A 6,414-nucleotide genomic window follows, 5' to 3' on the forward strand; every position below is an offset into this window, starting at 1 on the left:
GTCTCTGAAGGCGAAAAGGCACATCAGGTAGTCAATCGTATTGAGAAGCATTTAGAACGCCATAGAGGGGATGTGGAGACGTCGGAGGGTGCTTTGAAGCGTATAAATCTATCGAACGAGGTCAATCCACTAACTTTTCACGGGTTACGTTACAGTTATGTGCAAGATCGTATGACTGATTTACAGGCTCAAGGACTGAATTGGAAAGCAGCAGCCAAGATTGTGACACAAGAGGTTGGTCATGGTCGTCTTGAAGTTATCAAAGTTTATACGAACGGCAAATAACTAGTAGGCTATTCAATAATTTTGATAATTTTTTAAAAATCTTTTCTATTCTTTTTTGTTTTTTAAAATTTTCTTTATAATTTTTTTTGAATTTTTTTTACTTAAATTTTAAATTAATTTTTTTAAAATTAATTTAAAAATTTCATTCGGAGAGATAAAACTGGGTACGTAAAAAACCACCCCTGTTTTTAGGGTGGTTTTTTGAGTTTCTTCTTTTCTTGATACATACGTAACTATTGGCGAAGCAAATTGTTACGTATGTGGGCCTTTCTTTCTTAGAGCCACAAGGGATATAGAAAAAAGCGACTTGCATTTTCCATAATACTGTTTTATGATTTAAGTGTCTAAGTCAAATCGAAAACAGAGAGGAGTGCAAGTCGCTTTTTATGAGTCTTTATTTGTAAGTAAAACAAAAAACTTAAAGCGATTGTAACTTAAATATGCCTATATATCAAGCAGAAAAAATAACCAAACAGGAACTAAAATCCACAGAATTAGGAAAGACTTTATTAGAAAAAATGACGCCTAAAAAAGAATTGAATAAATTGGCGCAGTTTTATATTGAAAATTATTTAACAGTCACCGGGAATGAGCGTTTTAAAACGTGCGGCAATTACTTTGAATTTTTAACCAATCGAGAATTGAGTGTGAGGAAAGTGCATAAATCGAACAGTTGTGGCAATCGTTTTTGTCCACTTTGTACATGGAACACGGCTAAAAAAGATGCGATTAAAATTTCGGTGTTGCTGCAGGCAGTTCGCGAAGAAAAAGAACAGGAATTTATTATGTTGACTTTAACAACTCCCAATTGTTCACCGGAAGAGTTAATAAATGAAATAGATCGATTTAATTTAGCTTTTAAGAACTTAATGAAAAGACAATCTGTAAAAAAAGTTGTGAATGGTTATATGCGTAAACTTGAAATTACGACGGATCAAGAACCGAAGATTACAAAAGAATTGTATAAAAAGAAACAAGCTTATTTTGAAATACGTGGATTGGAAGAGAAAGATTTGAATCCTCAATATAATACATATAATCCTCATTTTCATGCGATTTTAGCTGTAAATAAAAGTTACTTTAATCAAGGAACTCAATATATTAGTCGTGATAAATGGCTAGAGATGTGGCAGGAATGCATGGATGATGAAAGAATTACGCAAGTAGATGTGAGAAAGGTTCGCTCTAGTGAAAAGTCGGAAAATGGGGCTGTCTTGGAAATAGCGAAGTATTCGGCAAAGGGTAATGAAATTTATCATAGCAAAGCTGTTTTTGATGTTTTTTACCGAGCATTGAAAGGCCGACAATTACTTACATATAACGGGATCTTCAAAGAATATTTAGCAAAATTCAAAAAAGGTGAATTAGATAAATACAAAAAGAAAGATGAAAATGAATATACGCATTTGTTGCAGTCGTTTTGGAAAACTTCAAAGTATGAAAATGTACTACGTCAATTATCTAAAGAAGAACTGGAAGAATATAACCAACGTGCAAAATTTATTGAGGAAAGTAATGAAATATAGATATTATTGAACAAAAAGGGGAGTAGCAATTGCTACTCCCCTTTTTGTTATTTACATTTCTTCTTCAATTATAACAGATTTAGGACCAGCACTTATATTTTCAATAATTGTTATTGTGCTTCCAAGTTTTTTAGTATATGAAGAGTCACTATACATAGTGATTTCATGTTTATTTTGGAAAGTAGAACCAGACATACGCATTGAAATTTTGTCTGTGAAATAAGCTGTTTTCAAACTTTTATCCAGAATAATTGTTCCAAATGCTGATAATGGACCTGCTAGTGGAACTGGAATTGCTAGTAATGCACCAAGTCCAGCTGCTGTTGCTATTGTAACTGCATTTTTTGCTCCATGTCTCCCCCAGGTTGTCTTTTTTGGAATAATACTAGAATTACTAAATGTTTTTCTAAAATATCATTCGCTTTATGGTAACATTAGTAAAGTTGGAATAAAAGGGGAAATTTGAACTAAAATGGAAAAAAAGGATAATAATTGGGTTTACATTGGACCTTTAGTTATTTTTATTGTTTGTTTGTTAACTATTTTTGAACCTAAAGGATATAATTATATTGCTTTAGCAATTTCTTCGGGTTTATTAGCTTTTGTAGGTTATATGCGTAGTAAAAATTTTGTTGATAAAATTGCAATTTTTTTAGGTGTAATTTTATTTATAGTTTTTGTAGTATTGTATTTTGTAAAATAAATAAAATAAAAAGAGCAGCAATTGCTGCTCTTTTTATTTTTATTTAAGTAACCAAATATATTAATTTTCTGATGTTCCTATTTTTTCTTCATGAATGTAGTCTATTTTTTCAAGATTAAGGGCCTTCCACTTTATTTAGAAAGTCCATTATTGCTAAATGTAATATGTCGGACTTGTTTACTCGTTCAGATTTACAATAACTATCTAAACGGTCACCGATCCCTTTATCAATTACAATCGTTTTTCGAGTCTTATCGCTTTGTGGAAGTCCTTTTATACGCTCATGTATTTGCTGAGGAACTTTAATTTCCTCTGATGGTTTAGTTATCTTCTTTTGCTGCTGCCATTCATAAAGCATTTCCATTAGCATTGATACTTCATTCTGTGTGAACTGGGGGTGAATGACCGGTGAATGAGAGGTGATTTCGTGATTATTGCTATTCACATCCGTATTACTCTGTGTGACTTCCTGGTGAATTATTGGTGAAGAAATGTTCACCTTTGTTGAATTAAAGTTTACATAATCAAAAATACTTTTATCTAAAGGTTCCGAATCTTCTCCAGTGTAACGCCAGCCTTTAGGAGCCTTATTACTATACTCATATCCAGCCATTTTTAATGCCTTTAAAAATGGTTTTTGGCTTATGCCGTCTATGGCTTTTGCTATGTGTTCAGCTTTATTGCCTGCTCTAAGAGCTGTTAAAATGCTATTTAATGTTGCTTTCTCATCTATCTGAAGCATCCTCTATTCACCCTCATTTCACATTTAGTCATATACTTATTATTCTATGTGAAATAGCAGTTCACCTTTAAAAATGTGGTGTTATGAAATGTTACCAAACGTTGTTTTGGGAATGTTATATTTCAACCAATGTGGCAGGTTAGTTGAAATATTATGGTAATATGGATTCGAAAAGGGGGCGTGTCAGTGATCTATCTAACTATTATGTATATCTTTATGACAGTAGTGTTCATCAGTGCAATTGGTGGCTTTATTTTTTACAAAGTAAGTTATAAAAAACTCTCAAGAACCCTAAGTTATATTGTGGGAGGCTTAGTATCTATACTTCTAAGCTTTCCATTGACAAAATTACTGCTGTTTGGTGGAGTATGGTTTTATCATTTGCCGATCGCAGTGCTGGCGGTAGTCGTATATATTGCATTCCTTTTGTTTTCGAAGGGTAATTTGGTGTTGATAAAATGGGTAGTTATAATTGCGTTAACTTTGTTTATTGCAGTACACGTTTATCTCATTATAGCCACTATTATATTAAGTTAAGGTACTTTTGTGTATCTAACGTATTTCATAAATGGTTACCAAACATCGCTTTGGGTGCATTTTCGATATCCCACAATTTAGTTGAACATACCGATATGGATAAATATGGAACGTTTAAGGGTTAATTTCGTCTAACTCATATAGAAGGAGGGCTATTAGTTGAGTGATAAACTTTATAATTTAATTAAAGCAATTTGTTTAATTGTAATTGCGTTCTCAAGTGTAATAATAGCTATGCAGCTAACGCATATTGGGTATTTATTAAAGGCTATAGGGCATTAGAATATTATTTTAACGCTAGCTTTAAATAATCTTTAATCTTTTTATAAATTATTAATATAAATCTTAATAACGTTCCCAAATGACACTTAGGGAATGTTCAGTCGAGTATTTGAAACTTTAATCCAAATATTACGTTGAACTTATAAAAGATAGAAAGAAGTGGAAGCACTTTATGAATACAAAACTTATGGTATGGATACTTTTTCTACCGTTACTCTTATTTTTCAGCTTAATGTTGTACATTGAAGTTTCATTGTACTCTGTATTACCTTATGAACAGGGTGGAATGAGTTTTTGGATGGAATTCAAGAATGTTTGGAATCATTCAATATGGTTTTATGCTATATTGCTGGTCACTTCACTCTTACTATATTTACTACTAAAATCTAAGAAAAAAACTAATAATTTAATGAAATAAATTTATACAAAGACATACAAAATAACGTTCCCAAACGCAAGTTTGGGAACACACCAAAAAGCAAGAAACGCTGTTACATCAACGTTTCTTGCTTTTTTTATGAAACATTCTTTATGCAGCTTTTTATACAATTGGTGTAAATGCTGATACAGCAATATTTTGTAAGTTTTCGTCAGGTTAGAAATTTGCATAAAATCGTGCATAATTTGTTTTCCCTCTCCATTTTTTTGGTTGAGGGGGGATCTTTTTAATGCGCTATTTCCATTTGGGACAGGAAATGAATAGGGCCGGCTGCTGCCGGTTTTTCGGGCGATAATAGAAAGGGAAACTCCGATAGATGAATCTCCATTTTTTCGTATATCGGGGGTTGCCCTTTACACTGCCCGAAAAATTTCCGATGGCAAGGGCTTGAAGGTGGAGATTTTTTTGCACGCTTTTTGCAAAAAAATACTACCTGTCCCTTGCGATCAGAAAAGGTGTGTTGTGGTGAGAAAAATCCTTTACTATATTAGAAAAATATAATAATATTAATGTATTAACTTACTTTTATTTAACTTATTATTGTCAATACCACTGGTATTAGACGTTTTTTGAACTTACCAAAGCCTTTGGGTTTTAAAACAGGGAAAGCATAGCTATGCCCTTTTTTAACACTCAAGGGCTTTTTTGCGTTCAAAAATAACCAAAAAGGAGCTGGAGACAGATGAAAAACACACCAAAAATGAAATCATATAACGACTTTAAAGGAGCGAATATGATAAGAGACATGCAGTTAATAACTGAAGGAATTCGACGACAAGAGATATTTAAACCATATGACAGAAGGAATTGAGCAAAAGACGGAGAGTTAATTAGGAAATGGGAGGTAGATATAACAAAAATCACAGCAACATCAGTAATACCCAGTAAGAAAATTATCATGTAGCGAGACATGTAAACATTCGTACACTTGTAACTTAGCTTGCTAGCAGCTATTCGGGAGAAGGCTTTGCCGGTTACAACGAGATCGAGCGAACAGCTCACCTGTGTGCAGGAATATCTCATTTTATTACTCATCCTTATCCAGCGGGAGTTTCCGTCTCTCTGCCTAAAATTAAAAAACTTTTTAATTTCGGCAGAGAGACGGAAACAGGCACATCGCTCAAATCTCACTTACGGCAACGTTTAGAAGCACTTATATCAGCTGTGTTTTATGTAGTTTTCAGTGAGATGCTTTATTTTTACGAATGGGTGAGGTCTGCACTTTTTTAGAAAGGAAAAAGCTATGACAAAAGGTAATTCAGCCATTATGAATCAAACGATGAAGCTTTTTAAGCATACACGCAGTGGTTCTTATGCGACGCGTGATCGCTATTTAAAAAGCTGCAAGACATTCGTCAATTTTTTGGACGAAAATTTTAAAATGAAAAACTTACGAAATTTACAAGATAAGCATTTAGTGGCTTTTGCTGAGTATCGACAAGCAGAAGGTATTAGTGATAAAACGCTCAAAAATGATTTAGGGGCGATTCGTTATCTGCATGATATGGTTCCCAATGCCAAGTATGAATTAGCTTCCAATCTGCAATTAAAACAAGAATACGATGTGTATCTGGATAAAACGATTGCTATTACGGGGGATCGTGGGTGGACTAGTAGTGAATATAGGGAAATGCAGCAACTTTTGTCTGTTCAATCTTCGAATTCACGTGTAGCAACGATTACAAGCGATGTGATGACGATTTCACGAACGATGGGCCTTCGAGTGAGTGAAGCTGTCTGTATGCGACGTTCGCAAGCTGAAAAAGCAATGCGAACTGGTTATTACGAGGTTTTAGGGGAAGCGAAAAATGGGATGCATCGTTCTGTACCTCTTTCATCAGAGGTACGCCAATTATTAATGATTAGACTTCCTCATATCGAGCGTGGAGGTCGTCTGTTT

6 protein-coding genes and 1 pseudogene are annotated in these 6,414 nt (G+C 33.6%); 5 read left to right on the forward strand and 2 right to left on the reverse strand.

The window, feature by feature from the left end:
• Both MKY71_RS19920 and MKY71_RS19925 read left to right on the forward strand, forming a co-directional pair.
• Positions 1-285: pseudogene (locus MKY71_RS19920) on the forward strand (hypothetical protein); the annotation flags it as partial.
• Positions 286-725: 440 nt separating this feature from the next.
• Positions 726-1,811 (forward strand): protein rep, encoded by a 1,086-nt coding sequence (locus tag MKY71_RS19925; protein WP_340733910.1) that lies wholly within the window; start codon positions 726-728, stop codon positions 1,809-1,811.
• A gap of 51 nt (positions 1,812-1,862) precedes the next feature.
• Here MKY71_RS19925 and MKY71_RS19930 read toward each other — a convergent pair whose 3' ends face one another.
• Positions 1,863-2,045 (reverse strand): hypothetical protein, encoded by a 183-nt coding sequence (locus MKY71_RS19930; protein ID WP_340733911.1) that lies wholly within the window; start codon positions 2,043-2,045, stop codon positions 1,863-1,865.
• 238 nt (positions 2,046-2,283) lie between these two features.
• On the opposite strand from MKY71_RS19930, the gene MKY71_RS19935 reads away from it, so the two are divergent.
• On the forward strand, positions 2,284-2,514 hold the full coding sequence (locus tag MKY71_RS19935) for a hypothetical protein (protein WP_340733912.1): 231 nt from the start codon (positions 2,284-2,286) through the stop codon (positions 2,512-2,514).
• Positions 2,515-2,629: 115 nt separating this feature from the next.
• Here MKY71_RS19935 and MKY71_RS19940 read toward each other — a convergent pair whose 3' ends face one another.
• Positions 2,630-3,256, reverse strand: a complete 627-nt coding sequence (locus MKY71_RS19940) for a hypothetical protein (protein WP_340733913.1) — start codon at positions 3,254-3,256, stop codon at positions 2,630-2,632.
• Positions 3,257-3,442: 186 nt separating this feature from the next.
• On the opposite strand from MKY71_RS19940, the gene MKY71_RS19945 reads away from it, so the two are divergent.
• Positions 3,443-3,793, forward strand: a complete 351-nt coding sequence (locus tag MKY71_RS19945) for a hypothetical protein (protein ID WP_340733915.1) — start codon at positions 3,443-3,445, stop codon at positions 3,791-3,793.
• Between the two features lie 1,964 nt (positions 3,794-5,757).
• A partial coding sequence (locus MKY71_RS19950; protein ID WP_340733916.1) for a phage integrase N-terminal domain-containing protein occupies positions 5,758-6,414 on the forward strand: 657 nt, incomplete at its 3' end.

This window comes from Solibacillus sp. FSL W7-1324, assembly GCF_038008025.1.
Taxonomy (GTDB): domain Bacteria; phylum Bacillota; class Bacilli; order Bacillales_A; family Planococcaceae; genus Solibacillus.